The sequence below is a fragment of the Halobaculum limi genome (assembly GCF_029490015.1).
GTDB lineage: Archaea > Halobacteriota > Halobacteria > Halobacteriales > Haloferacaceae > Halobaculum > Halobaculum limi.
Genome location: NZ_CP120468.1, coordinates 598,411 through 614,569 on the forward strand (window position 1 = coordinate 598,411; position 16,159 = coordinate 614,569).

Consider the following 16,159-nt stretch of genomic DNA (forward strand, 5'->3'; position numbering starts at 1 on the left):
TACTCGGATCGTCCGTCACTCCCGTTCGACCACGCGCACGTCCGTCGGGTCGATGCCGAGCGTCACCGACTCGCCTGCCTCGAACGACCGTTCGCCGTCCGTTCGTGCCGTGAGACGGACGCCGTTCCAGTCGCAACGAAGGCGTGTCGCGTCACCGAGGAACTCGGTGCTCTCAACAGACGCCGGAAGTGGAATGTGATCGGCTGTCACGCCCTCGTCGCCACGGAAGACGTCGATTCGCTCGGGTCGGACGCAGACCACGAGCCGGTCGCCGTCGCCGGTCACCTCCTCCGGTTCGGGTGGAAGCGGGAGCGTTCCCTTGCCCGCGTTGTCGACGCGGATGCGAGGAGCACCTGATTCATCGCGCCGACCCTCGGCCACGCCCGCGATGACGTTGTTGTCACCGAGGAACTCCGCGACGAACTGCGTCTCGGGGGCGTCGTACAGCGTCCGGGGCGTGCCCACCTGTTCGATGCCGCCGTCGTTGACGACGGCGACGCGGTCGGAGACGGCCAGCGCCTCCTCCTGATCGTGGGTGACGTACACCGTCGTCAGCCCCAGTTCGCGCTGGATGTCGCGCACCTGCACGCGGAGTCGCTCCCGGAGACGAGCATCGAGCGCCGACATCGGTTCGTCCAGCAAGAGCAGACGCGGTTCGGGCGCGAGCGCCCGCGCCAGCGCCACTCGCTGTCGCTGCCCGCCCGAGAGTGTGTCGGGGTCGCGGTCGGCGAAGCCAGCGAGGTCGACGAGGTCGAGCAGTTCGGCAACCCGTTCGGCTCTCGTCGTCCCCGCGGGCGGGTCGGTGAACTGGAGGCCGTAGGCGACGTTCTCGCCGACGCTCATGTGCGGGAACAGCGCGTAACTCTGGAAGACGACCCCGATCCCCCTCGCTTCGGGTGGAACCCCACGCATCGACTCGTCGCCGATACTCACGGTTCCCGACGTCGGCTCTTCGAAGCCGGCGATACAGCGGAGTGTAGTGGTCTTGCCGCACCCCGAGGGGCCGACGAGCGTGAAGAACTCGCCCGGGTCGACCGTCACGTCGACGCCGTCGAGCGCGGTCGTATTGCCGTACTCGACCCGGAGGTCCTCCAGTCGAACCCCCGCTTCGTTATCCACGGAACTCACCTCCGACACGCTCGATGACGACGAACGAGGCGGCCGTCACTGCGAGCAACACGGTTCCCATCGCCGTCGCGGGACCGAGACGGCGGCCGATGAATCGCTCGACGGCGACGGGCATCGTGTAACTGCCGCCGCCCTCTGCGAGGATAACCGTCGAGTCGAACTCGCCGATGGAGATGGCGAACGCGAACGCCGCGCCCGCGACGACGCCCGGCCACACCAGCGGCAGTTCGACGTCGAGGACGGCCCGCGCCCGCGACGCGCCGAGCGCCCGTGCTGACTCGACGAGCGAGCGGTCCAGCGCGTCCAGCGGCGGTGCGACCGTGCGCACGACGAACGGGTAGGCGGCGACGGCGTGGGCGGCGACGATGGCGACGGCGCCGGTGACGGTGAAGCGGTAGCCGAACGCCTCGAACCCGAACACCAGTCCGCGCAGGAGGCCGAGGCCGACGACGATGCCCGACACCGCCAGCGGGGCCATCGAGAGTGCGTCGACGAGGAGTCGCCCGCGGAAGCGCCGGGTGGTGAGCACGCCCATCGCGACGCCGATGGGAAGCGCCACCGCCAGCGACGCGACGGCGAAGACGAGCGAGTTGACGATGGCGGGGAACGGCTTCACCTGGAACGCCGCGCCCGTGGTCTGTCGCTCGACGAGGAAGCGGTAGGCGTCCAACGTCAGGCGGCCGTCGACGCTGACGCTCGCGTACACCATACTCGCCAGAGGCGCGATGAACACGAGGCCGATGACGACGGCGTAGCCAGCGATAGCCAAACGTCGCACCGTCCGCTCGCGCGTCCACGAATCGGGGACGAGCGGTCGGCGGGCGAGCGTCCGCGCGCCGCGTCGCCGCGTCGCCTGTCGCCGCTCGTAGCCGAGGTACAGCGCCGTCAGCGACAGCGAGACGCTCGTCTCCAACACGGCGAGTGAGGCGGCACGGCCGTACTCCAGTTGCCGCCGCGCCGAGTAGATGAACACCTCGATGGTGGCGAACTGCGACCCGCCGAGCGCCAGCGGGATGGCGAAGGTAGCGAACGTGAACACGAACGTCAGCGCCGCGCCCGTCGCCACCGCAGGAAGCAGTTGCGGGAGGACGACGTCCCGAAAGGCCCGCCGCGGCGACGCGCCCAGCGAACGGGCCGTCTCGACGGCGCTGGCGTCGACGGACTCCCACGCCGCGGTCACGACGCGGGTGACCAGCGGCGCGTTGTAGAACGCGTGCGCGACGAGAATCGCTCCCAGCGACGGCAGGAGGTCGACTGTCGGGAGGCCGACGGCCGCGAGTACTCGGTTGAGCGTCCCGTTCGCGCCGAAGGTGGCGTAGAAGGCGGCGGCGACGAGGACGGAGGGAACGACGAACGGCACCATCGTCACCGAACGGAGCGTGTCGCGGCCGCGGAACTCGAAGCGGGCGAGTATCCACGCGCCAGGCAGGCCGAGGACGACGCTCAGCACCGTCGAGAGGAGCGCCTGATACGCGGTGAACCCGAGGACGCGCCCGACGTAGAACTCGTCGGTGACCACCTCGAGTAGGGGGCCGAACGTGAGTACCCCGTCTTCCACGACGGCGTCGACGAACACCGTCGCGACGGGGTAGTAGAACAGCACCCCCAGGAGTCCGGCGGTGACGACGGCGAGAATCGGGAGCGCGTAGCGCTCGACGGCGGCGAGTGGACCGGACCCGCGGGCAGAGGCGGCCTCGCTCACCCGCCGGCGAAGCGCCGCGCCCACTGGTCGGTCCATGTACTGAGGTTGGCTTCGAGTTCGTCGTACGTGAAGGTGACCGACTCGGGTGGCTCCTGGGCGTACTGGCTGTAGTCGTCGGGGAGGGGCGCGTCGTCGATAGCGGGGAACGCGACGTTGCGCTGGGCGATGCCCGCCTGAATCTCGGGGCGGAGCATGAACTCCATGAACCGCTGTGCGAGTCGCGGCGCGTCGCTGTCGGCGAAGCGAGCCATCCCCTCGGGGTTGGCGTACCCTTGGTCGTTGAGGAACCGGATCTGGTGTTTCTGGAGGTCCTGGCCCTCCGCCGAGGCGAACACTTGATCGGTGGAGTAGGAGACGACCATCGGTGCCTCCTCGTTGAGATACGCGGAGTAGGAGTCAGACCAGTTGCCGAGGACCGTCACGCCGTTGTCCTGCAGGCGCTCCCAGTAGTCGAGGTAGCCGTCCTCGCCGAAGGCGTCAATGGTGTGGAGCATGAACGCCTCGCCAGTCGTCGAGGTTGTGGGGTTCTGCGCGATGAGGTCGCTCGCGTGGTCGGTCGCGAGTTCCTCGAACGTCTCGGGCGCGACGAACGCTCCGTCGTTCATCGTCGCGTTCCACACCAGCGAGATGTAGCCGGTGTCGAACGGAATTGCGCGGTTCTGCGGGTCGAACTGCAGGCCGGACTTCACGCGGTCCAGCCCCTCCAGGTCGCCGGCCTCCGCGAACAGCGACCCGGTTAACTGCCCCTCGCCGCGCTTGCTATCGGCGTCGATGAGTTGGCCGGTGTCGATGCCGACGTACACGTCTGCCTCGAAGTCGACGCCCTGCACCGCGCGTTCGATGTAGTAGTTGAGTTCGGAGTCGGGCGTCTGATACACCAGTGTCGCGTCGAACTCCGACTCGAACTGCTGTTTCAGCCACGCACCCGGACTCGTACTCGGGGCGTTCACGAACGGCGGATACGTCGCGACGACGAGCGTGTCTGCTATCGACGCGGTCGGTTCGCCCGTCGTCGTCCCCGCAGGGGTGTCGCCGCCCGCGGTGTCCGTCGCCGTCGACTCGTCACCAGTCGGTTCGGCCGCACACCCGGCGAGCGCGGCGACGCCGGCGACTCCAGCAGTCTTCAGGAAGCGCCGCCTTCCCTGACTGTCTGTACGGGTTCGTTCGCTCATTACCGGGTGGTCACACCCGGAGATATTTAATGACAGCGGTCGGTGATGCACCACGAAGTGCGCACCCGCTCTCGACGCTCGGGTAACCCCGGCGACCGTCGGCACGATTTAGTAGGGCGCGGTGTCGTGTAGCGGTATGCAACTCAGCCGGCGAACGGCGCTCGCGGCCCTGCTCGCTGGCTTGCTCGTCCTCACGGCAGTCGTGCTGGAGAGCGTCCTGTCGACGGTCGTGTTCGCGGTTACGGTCGCGTACGTGCTGTATCCCTTCCGCCAGATGATCCGGGACCGAGGCCACTCCCGGCGGGTCGCTGCGGGCGTGGCGACGGTGGCCGGATTCGCGGGCGTTGTCGCCCTCGCGGCCCCGCTCGGATACGTACTGTACCGTCGCCGTCTGGCACTGTTCGACTTCTTCGCGACGCTGCCCGTGGAAGTCGTCGTCAACCTCGGAACGTTCGTGTACGTCGTCGAGACGGACGCGCTGTTGGTGTCGGCACAGTCGGTGCTCCGCACGCTCGGTATCACCATCGCGGCGGCCGCACCCGTCATCGCGCTGAAAGGCGTCGTGTTCGTCATCCTCGTGTACGGGCTCCTGTTGAAGCCGCGGGCCCCGCGGGCCGCGCTGTTGCGCCTGTGTCCCAGTGAGTACCACGGCATCCTCATCGCGCTTCATCGCCGCACGGCGTCGACACTCCGCGCTATCTACGTCCTACAGGGAGCGACTGCGGTAGCGACGTTCGTCACCGCGCTGATCACGTTCGCGGTACTGGGGTACGAGTCGGCGTTCGCGCTCGCGGTCGTCGCCGGTGTGCTCCAGTTCGTCCCGGTGTTGGGTCCGAGTATCGTCGTGTTCGCGCTGGCCGGCGTCGACTTCGTCGCGGGCAACGCGTTTCGGGCGACTATCGTCCTCGTCGTCGGCCTCATCCTCATCGGGTTTATGCCCGACGCGGTGATTCGACCGCGACTCGCGGGTGGCGCAACGGACCTGCCCGTCTCGGTGTACTTCATCGGCTTCGTCGGCGGGCTGCTCACGCTCGGGGCAATCGGCTTCGTCGTCGGTCCACTCGTCGTCGCGTTGCTCGCGGAGACGGTGAAACTCCTCTCGGAGGACGGCGCGACGACACAACAGCAGTTGCCGACCGTGACACCAGACGTTGCGGGATTCGGTGTCGGTTCGGATCGACCGGACGGCCCGAAGTCGGCGGACGACGTCGCTCCCGATTCCGACGGTGACTTCGACTCCGGCGACAGCGACGACGAAAACCCCAACGCAGACCGATAATCGCCTACTCTGCGACCGTCTCGCCGCCTCGCTGGTCCCACTCGGTGAGGCTGCCCTCGTAGAACAGGACGTCGTCGTAGCCGAGGTGCCGGAGAACGAGATACGTGTGGCTGATCCGCCGAGCCGTGTTGCAGTAGAGGAGGACCTCCTGGTCAGGGCTGATCCCTGTCTCTGCGAGGATGGACTCCAGTTCCTCACGAGGCTTCAATCCGCGCGTGTCGGCGTCGACCAACTCCAGCCAGTCGAGTTGCACCGCGCCGGGGAGGTGACCCTCCTCGTACTCCCACGCCTCGCGCGTGTCGACGACGACCGTGTCGCTGCCGAGTCGCGACTCCACTTCGTCGAAGCCGACCAGTGGCGACCGCACAGGGTCGGTCGGTTCGTAGTCGGTCGGTTCCGGCGACGGGGCCTCGCGGTCGGTCGGATGCTCGCGACTCCACGCGCTGTAGTCGCCGTCGAGGACGTGCAGGCGCTCGGGGTCGTGACCGTACAGTTCCGCAGTGACAAGGAATCGGGCGGCGAAGACGCCGTGTTCGTCGTCGTACGCGACGATACGGTCCTGGGGTGCGATTCCGGCGTCCGAGAGGAGGTCGCGCCAGCGGTCCGCGCCGGGGAGCATCCCCTCGTCGCCCGCCTCCGAACGGAACTCGTCGAACGGAATCGACACCGCGCCGGGGAGGTGGCCGATGCCGTCGTACTCCCAGGCGTCGCGCACGTCGACCACGCGAACGTCGTCGAGGTGGTCGGCGATCCAGTCGGCAGAGACGAACGTATCGTGCATACCCGTCGTTCGAGCGGGCGCGACAAAAGCCCAGTCGAGGCGGCGACGTCGGCGGTGCGTCCGGGGAACCAGCAATAATTGCTGGCTTCATCTCGACCGATTCGGAACGGGCCCGCCGAGGGTGGCGTCCGTCGGACAGGTGAACGGCAGACTCCCAAATAACACGGCAACATCGTCCGCTTCGTCGAACGAATGGCCGCCTCTGCCGGTGATACGGGTATTATACCCTCAGCGAACGTACACCATATCGCAATGACAGACTACGCGAAGGACGTACTCGTCGACGCGGATTGGGTGGAGGCCCACCTCGACGAGTTCCAGTCCGACGACCCGGCGTATCGACTCGTGGAGGTGGACGTGGACACCGAGGCGTACGACTCCGGCCACGCCCCCGGTGCAATCGGCTTTAACTGGGAGACTGACCTCCAAGACCAGACCCAGCGCGACGTGCTCACGAAGGAGGACTTCGAGGCACTCAACGCCGACCACGGCATCTCGAACGACTCAACGGTCGTGCTGTACGGCGACAACTCGAACTGGTTCGCCGCCTACACCTACTGGCAGTACAAGTACTACGGCCACGACGACGTGAAACTCCTCGACGGCGGCCGCGAGTACTGGGTCGACAACGACTACCCGCTCACGGAGGAAGCACCTGAGTTCCCGGCGACCGAGTACACTGCCGAGGAACCGGACGAGTCCATCCGCGCGTACCGCGGCGACGTCGAGGACGCCATCGGTGCAGGCGTTCCCCTCGTCGACGTGCGCTCGCCCGAGGAGTACAGCGGCGAGATTCTCGCCCCGCCGGGCCTGCAGGAGACTGCCCAGCGCGGCGGCCACATCCCCGGCGCACGCAACATCTCGTGGGCCTCGGTCACCAACGACGACGGGACGTTCAAGACGAAGGAGGAACTGGAAGACCTCTACTCGGACGTTCTCGCCGAGGGCGACGACGAAATCGTCGCGTACTGCCGCATCGGCGAGCGCTCGTCGGTCGCGTGGTTCGCGCTCCACGAACTGGTCGGTGCTGACCAGACCGTCAACTACGACGGCTCCTGGACGGAGTGGGGCAACCTCGTTCGCGCTCCCATCGTGAAGGGGAGCGAACCCGGCGGGCAGTAGGACTGCACCCCGCCCAAACAGCCTGTTTTTCAGACGCTAGCCGCCCAGCACCTGCGCCGCGATAACGGGCGTGAGGAACGCCTCGATGGCCGCCGCGACGACGAGCAACACGCCGATGCCGACGAGGACGACTGCGGCCCGACGCAACTCGTCGGCGACCGTCGCGGCGTCGGCGCGGCCGCGGACCGCCCGCCAGCCGACGACGCCGAGGTGGAAGCCGAGCGCACCGGTGACGGCGATAACAGGCAGTTCGAGAACGCCGTGGGGCGCGACGAGTGCGAGGAACGCCGTCTGGTCGAACACGCCCGCGAGCGCCCCGATGAGGACGCCGTTGAACACTAGTCCCGAGACGGCGGGCACGCCGAACGCGAGGCCGCCGAACGCGAGACCGACGCCGACGAGCCAGTTGTTCACCGCGATGGTGACGAACGGCCCGACGGCGACGGCCCCGAACACGTTCCCCACGTCCGCCGGCGGCGGCGCGGTCACGCCGTAGGCGGCGGTCGTGCGGTATCCGACGACGATGCCACCTGCGAGGACGGCGTGAGCGGCGACCACCGCCAGCGGGTGACCGCGGAGGAACCCGCCGACCGCGCGAACGCCGTACCCGAGGGTTCGACGGGCGACCGTAGTCACGCTGTCGCGATCGCTCGCGGGAACCGTCTGCACGCCCGCGTACAGCGCCACCGCGCCCGCGTCCAAGATTGGTGCGACGACGAGCGGGAGCAAGAGACCGCCTAGACTGCCGAATCCGGCGACGTTGGCGACGGTGACGCCGACTGCGACGGCGACGTACCCGCCGACGGCGACGAGCGCGAACGCCACCGCTTCGGCCGGGTGTGCGCGGATGAATCCGAGACTCCGGCGGACCGCGCCGCCTGCCCCGACGCTGTCGACGGTCGCGGCCGCCTCTGCGAACGCCAGCAGAAAGAACGCGAGGACGAACGTGAGGGCACCGACACCGACGAGGACGACGCTCCCAAGTATCCCGACCGCCCCGAGCGCCGCTGTCCCGCTTGCGACCGACGCGAGCGCGATCCCAGCGACTGCTAGCGGGACACCGACCGCCACGACGGCGACGAGGATGCGTACGAGCACGATGCCGAGGTAGGTCCGCCAGCGCCCGGCGTTCGCGACGCCGCCGGTGAGCGCGTCGTGAATCTCCGCGTCGTCGCCGCGGCTACTGTCGAGTGCGGTCCAGACGGTTCCGTAGACGACGGCGGAGACGACGCCGCGGATGAGCACGCCGAAGAGGAGGGCCCCGACGATGCCGCCTCCGACTGCCGCGACTGCCGTCGGCGTCACGAGTCCCTCCAGGGCGTCGGTGACGCCGGGTGGGAGCGGGTCGTCGACACCGGGCCCGGCGAGGCCGCTCGCGCCGTCACCTTGGCTCGCCGCCTCTTGCAACTCGACGACGGCGCGGACGAGCGGTTCGAGTCGCCCGGCGTTCGACAGCGACGCCAGCGCGATGCCGAGGCCGACGACGAGTGGGACGCGAGCGGCGGCGGTGAGGCCGACGCTCAGGAGGTAGGCGGGGAGAACCGACGCGGGGCGGTCGCGGAGGAGGCGACCCGCCGCAGTGACGGCGGCGGCGACCGACCGCGAGTCGTGCGGGGAACGTGACACGGTGGTGACTCCTCGCGGCAGATGGTAAGCGTGTCGCCGCTCGTCGACGCGGGGGTTTCAAGCGCGACACCGGCGTACGTTCGTCTATGAACGCCGAGACCTTCGCCGAGGAGTTCCGCGACGACAACGAGACGCCGCTCTCGCGTCTCGGATCCTCGAAGTCGCTGTACGCGCTGACCGGCGGCGAGATGGACGCCGACGCCGTTCGCACCGCCGTCGCCGCCGAGTTCGCCCGCGCCGCCCGCACGTTCGAGTCGTGGAGCGCAGACGAGAGCAACGGCGACGCGGCGGCACTGTTCGGCGGCGTCGCGGAGGACGCCCGTGGCCACCGTGACACCGCCAACGCCGACGTGGACCCGAATGCCGACGGCGTACACGACTACCCCGAGTATGACGGCCTCTCGAACCTCGACGACACGACCGAACGCGTTGGCGGCGCGTTCGGTCGTCTCGTCGTCGCTCACACCCGCGTCAAGCAGACGGTCGGTTTCTTCGTCGGTGACGCCGATCCTACCTCGGCCGGTGACTTCCGGACGATTCGCGACGACATCTCCGAGCGACTCGACGAGGCACACGACGTGCTCGATGCGGTGTGTGAGACTGACGAGGAGTGGGACGCCGCCCGCGCGGCCGCCGACGCGGTCGTCGACGACGCCTACGACGACTACATCGCGACGCTGGAGTCGATGGGCGTCAAGCCGAAGAACGTCTGCTGAACGGGGAGTTAGAACAGCGAGTCGAGCTCCTGGTTCTCCCAGATGCCCGCCGAGAGGTTGCTTCGCTCTGCGATTTCGGTGACGTTGCGCTGTGCCTCGAGTGCGGCGGCCCGCAGTTCCGTCAGCCGAGGCGCTTCGGCGACGCCGCCCAGCAGTACCGTCGCAGAGAGGTGGTTTGTCTCCCGAAGCGGGTAGTCGCCGCCCCGGACCTCGGGCGTGCCAGTCGCGTCTTCGAGCCACCGCCGCGCGTCTTCGACGCCCGAACGCGAGAGCGTCTCCGGCGGCCCGCTGACGAGGACGAGTGCTCGCTCGACACCCTGTAACTCACACGGCAGAGTTAGCCCCCCGAGCGCCGCCCGGCGTACCGTCGCGGTCACGCGGGTCGTCGTCTCCAACGAGTCTTCCGAGACGGGCTTGTAGCCGCCGAACAGTCCGCGTTTGCGGTCCAGCGTGGCCGAGGCGTACCCGAGCGAGGCGACGCCGCCCGACCGTCCGAGCGTGTTGATGATCTCGCTGGCGTCGACGACCTTCTCCGGCGTCGGGTTGGTCGCCTCGCCCGCGGAGAGGAGGACGCCGATCCGACGGGCGACCTCGTCGTTCACGCGGCCGTAGCCGCCAGCGAGGCTCTCGCCGCTCTCGCGGTGGGCGCCGTTGTCGAACAACAGCGTCGCGTCAGCCTGTTCGACGACGGTCTTCAGCGACCGCGCGGCGTTGAGCGTGTAGATACCGCCTTCGTCGCGGGCGGGCAGGACACCCAACGCGAACACCGGTTCCTCGTAGATGCGCCGGAGGTCGCGGGCGACGACGGGTGCGCCCCCTGAGCCGGTCCCGCCGCCCAGCGACGCGACGACGAGGAAGGCGTCCACTTTGCTTGTCGGGATGGCGTCGACGGCCTCGCGAATCTCCTCGATGTCGTCGTCGGCCAGTTCTGCGCCGAGTTCGTTGTCCGCGCCCGCGCCGTGGCCCTTCACGCGGTCTGCGCCGATCAGGACGCGGTTCTCGGGGGGGACCTCCTGCAAGCCGAGGAGGTCCGCCCGCGCGGTGTTGACGGCGATGGCGTCGACGACGAAGTCGACGGCGCTGTTTCGTTCGTATCGAAGGATCGCGTCGGCGATCTTGCCACCGGCCTGTCCGACGGCGACGACTGCGACGTTCATACGCGGGCGTCGTACCGGGCTGTGATAAATCGGGGTCCCGGCTCGGGTCCCGACTGCTCAGACGCCGGGCACGTCCTTCCGGTACTCGCTGATGCACTCGACGGCGGCGTCGGCGTGCCCCTGTACCGCGTCGTCCGCGTCGCTCGCGGCGTCGCGGATGGTGTGGATGCGCTTGGCCATCCAGCCGTGGTCGGGGCCGCTGTCGGCGTCAGCGGCGGTTCGCAGTTCGTCGGCCACACGGTCGAATCGCTCTGCCGAGTCGGTGTCGGCGGCGTCGGCCGCACGGCGGAGGTGCTCGCTCGCGTCAACGAGAAGTTGTCGGGTCATCGGGAGGTGGTTCTCCGTTCGAGGTGGTAGGCGTTGCGGCGGGGGTGGTCGTTCGCTCCGTCCGTTCCAATCCACGCACTATGGGCGGCTCGGGCTGTGCGGCCTCACTCCGTTCGGCCGCACCACCTCGTCGCCGTTCTTCGCGGTCTCGTTCGTTCGCTTCGATCACTCACTCGACCGCGCTCGTTCCGTGGGCGGAGCGGCACAGGACCGCTCCGCCGTTCGTCCGCGGTTTCGCCGACCAGAGGTCGGCTCAACCGCGCTCGTTTTCGTTGGCGGCGCGCCCGCAAGCGCGCCGCCGGTTGTCCGCGGTCTCGCTCGCTCACTGCGTTCGCTCGTTCGACCGCGCTCGTCAAGTGCTTCCCACCCCACACACCGTCAATGAGCGAATCCGAGGGCCCCCTCTCTCCGGACCGACCGGAGGCGGAGAAGCCGTTCCGCGTCGACGCCCCGTTCGACCCGGCGGGCGACCAACCCGAGGCCATCCGCCAACTCGTCGACGGCTACGAGTCTGGGATGCGCGAGCAGACCCTCCTCGGCGTCACCGGGTCGGGCAAGACGAACACCGTCTCGTGGGTTGCCGAGGAACTGAACCAGCCGACACTCGTCATCGCCCACAACAAGACGCTCGCTGCGCAGTTGTACGAGGAGTTCCGCAACCTCTTCCCCGACAACGCCGTCGAGTACTTCGTCTCCTACTACAACTACTACCAGCCAGAGGCGTACGTCGAGCAGACGGACACGTACATCGACAAGGAGATGTCGATCAACGACGAGATCGACCGACTCAGGCACTCTGCCACCCGGTCGCTCCTGACGCGAGACGATGTCATCGTCGTCGCCTCGGTGTCTGCCATCTACGGTCTCGGTGACCCCGCGAACTACCGCGGGATGGCGCTGGAACTCGAAGTCGGCCAAGAGATCGGTCGCGACGAACTGCTCGCGAAGTTAGTCGACCTGAACTACGAGCGCAACGACGTGGACTTCCAGCAGGGGACCTTCCGCGTGCGCGGCGACACCGTCGAGGTGTTCCCGATGTACGGCCGCCACGCCGTCCGCATCGAGTTGTGGGGCGACGAGATCGACCGCATGCGCAAGGTGAACGTCGTCGACGGCGAGGTCGTCAGCGACGAACCCGCCGCCCTGATCCACCCCGCGGAACACTACTCCATCCCAGAGGACCAACTCGATCAGGCCGTCTCGGAGATCGAGGACCTGATGGAGAAACGCGTCTCGTACTTCGAGCGCCAGGGCGACCTCGTCGCCGCCCAACGCATCGAAGAGCGCACCACCTTCGACATCGAGATGCTCCAAGAGACGGGGTACTGCTCGGGCATCGAGAACTACTCCGTCCACCTCTCGGATCGGGAGTCCGGCGACGCGCCGTACACGCTCCTCGACTACTTCCCCGACGACTTCCTCACCGTCATCGACGAGTCACACCAGACGCTCCCGCAGATCAAAGGGCAGTTCGAGGGCGACAAGTCGCGCAAGGACTCGCTGGTGGGCAACGGCTTCCGCCTGCCGACGGCGTACGACAACCGGCCGCTCACCTTCGAGGAGTTCGAGGAGAAGACCGACCGGAGGCTATACGTCTCCGCGACGCCCGCGGACTACGAACGCGAGCGCTCTGAACAGATCGTCGAACAGATCGTTCGCCCCACTCACCTCGTCGACCCCGAGGTCCGCGTCGAACCCGCGACCGGGCAGGTGGACGACCTGATGGACCGCATCGCCGACCGCATCGACCGTGGGGAGCGCACCCTCGTCACGACGCTCACGAAGCGGATGGCCGAGGACCTCACCGAGTATCTGGAGGAGGCGGGCGTCGAGGTGGCGTACATGCACGACGAGACGGACACGCTCGAACGTCACGAGATCATCCGCTCGCTCCGCCTCGGCGAGATAGACGTCCTCGTCGGGATCAACCTCCTCCGGGAGGGCCTGGACATCCCCGAGGTGAGCCTCGTCGCCATCCTCGATGCCGACCAAGAGGGGTTCCTCCGCTCGGAGACCACACTCGTCCAGACGATGGGCCGTGCGGCCCGCAACGTCAACGGCGAGGTCATCCTCTACGCCGACGAGACGACGAACGCGATGGAGGCGGCCATCGAGGAGACCCAGCGCCGCCGCGAGATTCAGCGTCAGTTCAATGAAGACCACGGCTACGAACCGCAGACCATCGAAAAGGAGGTGGGCGAGACGAACCTCCCCGGATCCAAGACCGACACCTCCGACGTTAGCGGCACGGATGTCGCCGACGAGGAGGAGGCGCAGGCGCGGATTCAGGCGCTCGAAGAGCGGATGGAGGAGGCTGCGAGCAACCTGGAGTTCGAACTCGCGGCGGACATCCGCGACCGGATTCAGACCCTCCGTCGGGAGTTCGACGTCGACCCCGAAGAGGTCGGGATCGAACCGCCCGCAGAGGACGCTGAGGGGATCGACCCCGGCGACGAGGCGTTCTGACCGACAGCGACGCCCCCTGCTCCCGCCACCCCCGCCGCTCTCGCCGCTTCAGTCCGCGGCCGCCTCGCCACTCGACCCCGCGCCCTCTGCGGCGCGTTCGTGGAGTCCTTCACCCGTCGAGTAGTGGAAGTAGCCGACGAGACCGACGGCGGCGACGACGTTCGAGATGGTCACCGCCCAGAACGGCCCGAGTGCCCCCCACCCGAGGACGAACGCGCCGACGGCGGCGACGGGCACTCGTACGGCCCAGTACTGCAGCATCGTCGAGTACATCGACACGTCCGTCCGCCCGGCGCCGTTGAAGCCCGCCTCGACCGTGTATATGGCGCCGAGTGCCCAGTAGCCGAACGCGAGAATCTGGAGGTACGCGACCGACAGCGCCAGCGCCTCGCCGTCGATGCCGGGGACGAACGTCGTTGCGACCAGTTCCGGGAAGACGTACTGGACGACGCCGACCAGACCGAGGCCGACCGCGCCGACGCCGACGCCGAGCCACGTCGCCCGCGTCGCTCGCGCGGGGTGATCTGCGCCGAGGTTTTGCCCGACGAGCGTCGTCCCCGCAGACCCGATAGCCGCGGCGGGGACGAACACGACCGTCGCGATACGCGCACCGATGGTGTAGGCGGTGAGCGCGGCCGCCCCGCCCGTGAACGAGACGATGGCGACGACGACGAGTCGCGCCACCTGCCGGGCGGCTCCCTGCCCAACCTTCGGCGCGCCGATGGACGCGAGTTCGCGAAACTCGCCGCGGTCGAGCGCCATCTCGCTGAGGTAGAAGGTGAAGCCGCCCCGTGCCGACAGCGCCGCACCGATCATCACGACCGCGCCAACGGCGAAGCCGACGGCAGTCGCGTACGCCGCACCCGCGATACCGAACGCCGGGATCGGTCCCCACCCGAAGATGAGGACCGGGTCGAGGCCGACGCTGATGGCGATAGACAGGAGATTGACGAACAGCGGCGTTCGAGAATCGCCAGCGCCGACGAAGCCGTACTCGAAGGTGTCGCTGACGATGGCGACGGTGTAGGCGACGGCCATCGTCCCGAGGTAGATGGCGGCGAGACGGGCCACCTCCGCGCCGGGGTCGAACAAGGCCGTGAGTTCGCGCCCGAACAGGTTCGTCACGAGCACCATCACGAGCATCACGCCGACGCCGGCGACGAGGGCGTGTACCACCGCCCGACTCGCCCCGCGTTCGTCGCCGTCGCCGATCCGTTGGGAGACGAGGACGTGTTCGCCGGTGAACACGCCGCTGGTCACCGCGAGCATCAGGCCGACAAGCGGCGCGGTCAACCCCACGGCGGCGACCGCCTCCCCGCTAAGTCGCCCCAGCCAGAACACGTCGATGATGCTCTGAGCGACGAGGGCGAGTTGTTGTGCGATGATCGGGACCGAGAGGAACGCCAGCGCCCGGCCGAGTCGCCCCTCAGTTATCTCCTCACTCGACACGTCGAACATCGCTGAATCTATTCACGGGTATTGTTACCATAATAAATTCCTATCGATTCATTCACGTATCAGATCTGATGCTGAATTAAACTCGCAAGGACCGACGTCGCGCCGGCGTTCGCGCCCCTCGCCTCCGGGACTCGTTGACTGCGGTGCGACTCCCGTACAGGGTGGACGCGACCACACCCGGACATACCGCACGTTTTTGCCTCGGGCGACGAAGGACCGAGTATGAGCAGTCGGCGGCGGAAACCGGACTGGCTGAAGATGCGGCCGCCGTCGGGCCGTCGCTTCGCCGAGATCAAGTCTACGCTCCGCGACCACGACCTCCACACGGTGTGTGAAGAGGCGAACTGCCCGAATCTCGGGGAGTGTTGGTCCGGACGCGACGGGCCGGGCACGGCGACGTTCATGCTGATGGGTGACCGCTGTTCCCGCGGATGCAACTTCTGTGACGTCGAGACCGGCGGGATGGAGCCGTTGGACCCCGACGAACCCACGAACGTCGCCGAGGCTGTCGCAGAAATCGGTCTCGACTACGTCGTTCTCACCTCCGTCGACCGCGACGACCTCGCGGACGGCGGGTCGCGCCACTTCGCAGAGACCATCCGCGAGATCAAACGCCGGGATTCGAGCATCCTCGTCGAGGTGCTCATCCCCGACTTCGGCGGCGACCCGGACGCCGTCGACCGAATCGTTGACGCCGGCCCCGACGTCATCGCACACAACATCGAGACGGTCGACCGCCTCCAGTGGCCCGTCCGCGACCGCCGGGCGAACTACGACCAGACGCTCGACGTTCTCGAACGGGTGAACCGCGAGTCCGACATTCACACGAAGACGAGCGTGATGCTCGGCCTCGGCGAGTACGACCACGAGGTGTACCGCACCCTCCGTGACCTGCGAAACGTCGGCGTCGACATCGTCACCCTCGGGCAGTACCTCCAGCCGTCGCGCTCCCATCTCGACGTGTTCGAGTACGTCCACCCGGACGTCTTCGACACCTGGAAGCGCGTCGCTGAGGAAGAACTGGACTTCCTCTACTGTGCGTCGGGGCCGATGGTCCGGTCGTCGTACAAGGCGGGCGAGTTCTTCGTCGAGGCCCTCGTCCGCGAGGGCGCGTCCGTCGAGGAAGCGCGCGAGGCCGCCCGCGCGGCCGACTGACCGCCGAAGCGTTCTGCACACCGTCGCCGTCCCCGCGTCGGACTAGCCTGCATCAACGATTGTCAAGAAT

The 16,159-nt window shown here is 67.9% G+C and carries 13 protein-coding genes; 5 read left to right on the forward strand and 8 right to left on the reverse strand.

Features of this window, described 5'->3' with window-relative positions:
- Positions 1 to 15: 15 nt before the first annotated feature.
- The 3 genes from P0D77_RS03025 to P0D77_RS03035 are packed head-to-tail and all read right to left on the reverse strand — an operon-like array spanning position 16 to position 4,002.
- Positions 16 to 1,119, reverse strand: a complete 1,104-nt coding sequence (locus P0D77_RS03025; RefSeq protein ID WP_277554698.1) for an ABC transporter ATP-binding protein — start codon at positions 1,117 to 1,119, stop codon at positions 16 to 18.
- On the reverse strand, positions 1,112 to 2,866 hold the full coding sequence (locus P0D77_RS03030; protein ID WP_277554699.1) for an ABC transporter permease: 1,755 nt from the start codon (positions 2,864 to 2,866) through the stop codon (positions 1,112 to 1,114). The genes P0D77_RS03025 and P0D77_RS03030 overlap by 8 nt, the downstream gene beginning before the upstream one ends.
- The gene (locus P0D77_RS03035) at positions 2,827 to 4,002 is read right to left on the reverse strand and encodes a thiamine ABC transporter substrate-binding protein (protein ID WP_277554700.1); all 1,176 of its coding nucleotides are present in this window, start codon (positions 4,000 to 4,002) and stop codon (positions 2,827 to 2,829) included. The genes P0D77_RS03030 and P0D77_RS03035 overlap by 40 nt, the downstream gene beginning before the upstream one ends.
- Before the next feature lie 136 nt (positions 4,003 to 4,138).
- Between P0D77_RS03035 and P0D77_RS03040 the strand changes: the two genes are divergently transcribed.
- Positions 4,139 to 5,281 carry an AI-2E family transporter gene (locus tag P0D77_RS03040; protein WP_277554701.1) on the forward strand — a complete coding sequence of 381 codons (1,143 nt, stop codon included), beginning with the start codon at positions 4,139 to 4,141 and terminating at the stop codon, positions 5,279 to 5,281.
- A 4-nt stretch (positions 5,282 to 5,285) separates the two neighbouring features.
- Here the strand turns inward: P0D77_RS03040 and P0D77_RS03045 are convergent, their stop codons facing one another.
- Positions 5,286 to 6,062: a sulfurtransferase gene (locus P0D77_RS03045; protein ID WP_277554702.1), complete on the reverse strand. Its 777-nt coding sequence runs from the start codon at positions 6,060 to 6,062 to the stop codon at positions 5,286 to 5,288.
- Positions 6,063 to 6,314: 252 nt separating this feature from the next.
- Between P0D77_RS03045 and P0D77_RS03050 the strand changes: the two genes are divergently transcribed.
- Positions 6,315 to 7,184, forward strand: a complete 870-nt coding sequence (locus P0D77_RS03050) for a sulfurtransferase (protein ID WP_349770086.1) — start codon at positions 6,315 to 6,317, stop codon at positions 7,182 to 7,184.
- 36 nt (positions 7,185 to 7,220) lie between these two features.
- Here P0D77_RS03050 and P0D77_RS03055 read toward each other — a convergent pair whose 3' ends face one another.
- Positions 7,221 to 8,810 (reverse strand): stage II sporulation protein M, encoded by a 1,590-nt coding sequence (locus tag P0D77_RS03055; protein ID WP_277554703.1) that lies wholly within the window; start codon positions 8,808 to 8,810, stop codon positions 7,221 to 7,223.
- Positions 8,811 to 8,896: 86 nt separating this feature from the next.
- Between P0D77_RS03055 and P0D77_RS03060 the strand changes: the two genes are divergently transcribed.
- Positions 8,897 to 9,526, forward strand: coding sequence for a transcription antitermination protein (locus tag P0D77_RS03060; protein ID WP_277554704.1), 630 nt, complete (start codon positions 8,897 to 8,899; stop codon positions 9,524 to 9,526).
- 8 nt (positions 9,527 to 9,534) lie between these two features.
- Here the strand turns inward: P0D77_RS03060 and P0D77_RS03065 are convergent, their stop codons facing one another.
- Together P0D77_RS03065 and P0D77_RS03070 are read right to left on the reverse strand one after the other, a co-directional pair.
- Positions 9,535 to 10,683 (reverse strand): tubulin/FtsZ family protein, encoded by a 1,149-nt coding sequence (locus P0D77_RS03065; protein ID WP_277554705.1) that lies wholly within the window; start codon positions 10,681 to 10,683, stop codon positions 9,535 to 9,537.
- Positions 10,684 to 10,740: 57 nt separating this feature from the next.
- The gene (locus P0D77_RS03070) at positions 10,741 to 11,010 is read right to left on the reverse strand and encodes a DUF7553 family protein (protein WP_277554706.1); all 270 of its coding nucleotides are present in this window, start codon (positions 11,008 to 11,010) and stop codon (positions 10,741 to 10,743) included.
- Positions 11,011 to 11,391: 381 nt separating this feature from the next.
- Between P0D77_RS03070 and uvrB the strand changes: the two genes are divergently transcribed.
- Entirely contained in the window at positions 11,392 to 13,476 is a 2,085-nt protein-coding gene (uvrB, locus tag P0D77_RS03075; protein WP_277554707.1) for an excinuclease ABC subunit UvrB, read from the forward strand.
- A gap of 48 nt (positions 13,477 to 13,524) precedes the next feature.
- Here uvrB and P0D77_RS03080 read toward each other — a convergent pair whose 3' ends face one another.
- Positions 13,525 to 14,934, reverse strand: a complete 1,410-nt coding sequence (locus P0D77_RS03080; protein ID WP_277554708.1) for an MATE family efflux transporter — start codon at positions 14,932 to 14,934, stop codon at positions 13,525 to 13,527.
- Between the two features lie 222 nt (positions 14,935 to 15,156).
- Between P0D77_RS03080 and lipA the strand changes: the two genes are divergently transcribed.
- Positions 15,157 to 16,089, forward strand: a complete 933-nt coding sequence (gene lipA, locus P0D77_RS03085; protein WP_277554709.1) for a lipoyl synthase — start codon at positions 15,157 to 15,159, stop codon at positions 16,087 to 16,089.
- Positions 16,090 to 16,159 lie beyond the last annotated feature (70 nt).

Bases quoted from the DNA above. Each gene is read 5' to 3' on its own strand.
- P0D77_RS03050 (WP_349770086.1), top strand. From the start codon at position 6,315: ATGACAGACTACGCGAAGGACGTACTCGTCGACGCGGATTGGGTGGAG.
- lipA (WP_277554709.1), top strand. From the start codon at position 15,157: ATGAGCAGTCGGCGGCGGAAACCGGACTGGCTGAAGATGCGGCCGCCG.
- P0D77_RS03080 (WP_277554708.1), bottom strand. From the start codon at position 14,934: ATGTTCGACGTGTCGAGTGAGGAGATAACTGAGGGGCGACTCGGCCGG.
- P0D77_RS03040 (WP_277554701.1), top strand. From the start codon at position 4,139: ATGCAACTCAGCCGGCGAACGGCGCTCGCGGCCCTGCTCGCTGGCTTG.
- P0D77_RS03045 (WP_277554702.1), bottom strand. From the start codon at position 6,062: ATGCACGATACGTTCGTCTCTGCCGACTGGATCGCCGACCACCTCGAC.
- P0D77_RS03030 (WP_277554699.1), bottom strand. From the start codon at position 2,866: ATGGACCGACCAGTGGGCGCGGCGCTTCGCCGGCGGGTGAGCGAGGCC.
- P0D77_RS03065 (WP_277554705.1), bottom strand. From the start codon at position 10,683: ATGAACGTCGCAGTCGTCGCCGTCGGACAGGCCGGTGGCAAGATCGCC.
- P0D77_RS03035 (WP_277554700.1), bottom strand. From the start codon at position 4,002: ATGAGCGAACGAACCCGTACAGACAGTCAGGGAAGGCGGCGCTTCCTG.
- P0D77_RS03060 (WP_277554704.1), top strand. From the start codon at position 8,897: ATGAACGCCGAGACCTTCGCCGAGGAGTTCCGCGACGACAACGAGACG.
- P0D77_RS03070 (WP_277554706.1), bottom strand. From the start codon at position 11,010: ATGACCCGACAACTTCTCGTTGACGCGAGCGAGCACCTCCGCCGTGCG.
- uvrB (WP_277554707.1), top strand. From the start codon at position 11,392: ATGAGCGAATCCGAGGGCCCCCTCTCTCCGGACCGACCGGAGGCGGAG.